Annotated in this window: 2 protein-coding genes; one reads left to right on the forward strand and one right to left on the reverse strand. The window is 67.0% G+C overall.

Annotated elements, in window-relative coordinates; genetic code table 11:
* Positions 1 to 931 (reverse strand): flavodoxin-dependent (E)-4-hydroxy-3-methylbut-2-enyl-diphosphate synthase (ispG, locus tag ACOJSF_RS02780; RefSeq protein ID WP_420140705.1); only part of this gene is annotated, 931 nt, incomplete at its 3' end.
* A gap of 118 nt (positions 932 to 1,049) precedes the next feature.
* On the opposite strand from ispG, the gene ACOJSF_RS02785 reads away from it, so the two are divergent.
* Positions 1,050 to 2,375 carry an amidohydrolase family protein gene (locus ACOJSF_RS02785; protein ID WP_420140706.1) on the forward strand — a complete coding sequence of 442 codons (1,326 nt, stop codon included), beginning with the start codon at positions 1,050 to 1,052 and terminating at the stop codon, positions 2,373 to 2,375.
* The last annotated feature ends 107 nt before the right edge of the window (positions 2,376 to 2,482 follow it).

Genomic DNA, 2,482 nt, shown 5'->3' on the forward strand with positions numbered 1-2,482 from the left:
TGACGACGCAGCCCAGCACCGACAGCGACATCGGCACGCGGATATGCTGCAGCCGTGCCTCCAGCGTCTCGACCGTGCGGATCACGTCGAACCCCTGGCGCGCGCAGGACGGGCAGGAAATCACCCGCACGCCGCGCTGGCGCAGGCCGAGCGCCTTCAGGATCTCGTAGCCGACGCGCACTTCCTCTTCCGGCTCGGCCGACAGGCTGACGCGGATCGTGTCGCCGATCCCGAACCACAGCAGGCTGCCCATCCCGATCGACGACTTGACCGTGCCTCCGATCAATCCCCCCGCCTCGGTGATGCCCAGGTGCAGCGGGCAGTCCACCGCCTCGCCGAGCTGTTGATAGGCCGCGACCGCGAGGAAGACGTCCGACGCCTTCACCGCGACCTTGAATTCGTGGAAATCCTGATCCTGGAGCAGCTTGATATGGTCGAGCGCGCTTTCGACCAGCGCCTCCGGACACGGCTCGCCATATTTTTCGAGCAGATCCTTTTCTAGGCTGCCGGCATTGACGCCGATGCGGATCGCGCAGCCATTCGCCTTGGCCGCGTCGACCACTTCCTTCACCCGCGCTTCAGAGCCGATATTGCCCGGGTTGATCCGCAGGCAGGCCGCGCCCGCATCCGCCGCCTCCAGCGCGCGCTTGTAGTGGAAATGGATGTCGGCGACGATCGGCACCTTCGCCGCGCGCACGATCTGGCGCAGCGCGGCGGTCGACGCCTCGTCGGGACACGACACGCGGACGATGTCCGCGCCCGCTTCCTCGCAGCGGCGGATCTGGTCGATCGTCGCGCGCACATCCTCGGTCGGCGTGTTGGTCATCGTCTGGACCGAGATCGGCGCGTCGCCGCCGACCGGCACATTGCCGACCATGATCTGGCGCGAAGGGCGGCGCGCAATATCGCGCCAGGGACGTACCGAGGACATTCAACCGCTCCCGTTGGGCGTCGCGCCTATAGCGCGGCCGGCGGCGGATCGAAACCGCAACCGCTTATTGCATGCCGCAAGATACCGTATACGATCCGCGGTCGAGGGGGATTTTTCGATGCGTAACCTGTTTGCCTGTCTTGCCTTGCTCTGCGCCGCGCCGCTGTCGGCCGAAAAGCTCGCGCTGGTCGGCGGCACGCTGATCGACGGCACGCTCGCCGCGCCGATCCACGACAGCGTGATCCTGGTCGACGGGCAGCGCATCACCGCCGTCGGCACCGTCACCACCCTGCCCGTCCCCGCCGACGCCAGGCGCATCTCGACCGAGGGCATGACGGTTATGCCCGGTCTCTGGGACATGCATGTCCACCTGATGATCGACGGGCACGCCGTCTATTCGGAATGGGACAAATATCTGTCGCTGCAGCGCGACGTGGTGATGCCTGCGAGCGCCAAGCAGCTGCTGATGGCCGGGATCACCGGCGCGCGTGATCTCGGCGGCCCGCTCGATGCCGCGATTGCGGTGAAGAAGGCGATCAACGAGGGCCGCATCCCCGGGCCGACCCTGTTCGTTTCCGGCCCCTTCCTCCAGCACAAGCCCTATCCCGGAACCGAGGCCTATCGCTGGGGCGTGTCCTCGCCCGAGGACGGCCGCGCCAAGGTCCGCCGGATCGCCGCCGCCGGGGTCGACGTGGTCAAGCTGATCGATGTCGACGAAATGGCCGAGCCCGAGATCGCGGCCGTGGTGGATGAGGCGCACCGGCTGAAGCTGCCCGTCGTGGCGCACGCGCATCGCCCGGAGGAAATCCGCCTGGGCCTGAAACATGGCGTCGACGATTTCGAACATACCGGGCTCGGCGCCGCGCCCGAATATCCGGCCGACGTGATGGCGCTGCTCCAGGAGCGGACCGGCCGCAGCGGGGCGCTCGGCCCCTTCTTCTGGACGCCGACCGTCTCGATCCTCAACAATTATCCCGACTGGATTCGCGAGCACGAATTCGTCGACACGGTCGACTGGCACGAAGGGCTCACACCCGAAATGGTGGCCGACATCCGCAAGTCGCTTACCCACCCCGAGCGGATCGCCTATTTCCAGCAGGTGCCCGCGCGCCAGCCGACGCTCGCGCGCAAGTTCGACCAGCTTCGCAAGTCGGGCGCGGTGCTGCTGATCGGCACCGATTCGGGCGTGCCGATGAACTTCCACTCGAACAGCACGTGGCAGGAAATCGCCTTGTGGGTGAACGACTTCGGCGTTCCCCCGCTCGAGGCGATCCGCGCCGCGACCTACTGGCCCGCCGTCGCGATGAAGGCCGACAAGGATTACGGCACCGTCACCGAGGGCAAATATGCCGACATCATCGCGGTGAAGGGCAATGCGATGGCCAACATCGCGCTCCTCCAGCGCGTCGACCTCGTCATGAAGCACGGGGAACAGGTGAAGTAGCTCGCAGCCCTAAGGTCGGGCCCCTCACCCGGTTTTGCCTCGCCCCCCCCCAGGGCCGGGGCCCATTGTATAGGCATCCGGGGTGGGCTGGTGGGGGTGGGCCTGGG

This window comes from Sphingomonas sp. (assembly GCF_048594985.1).
Lineage (GTDB): Bacteria > Pseudomonadota > Alphaproteobacteria > Sphingomonadales > Sphingomonadaceae > Sphingomonas_I.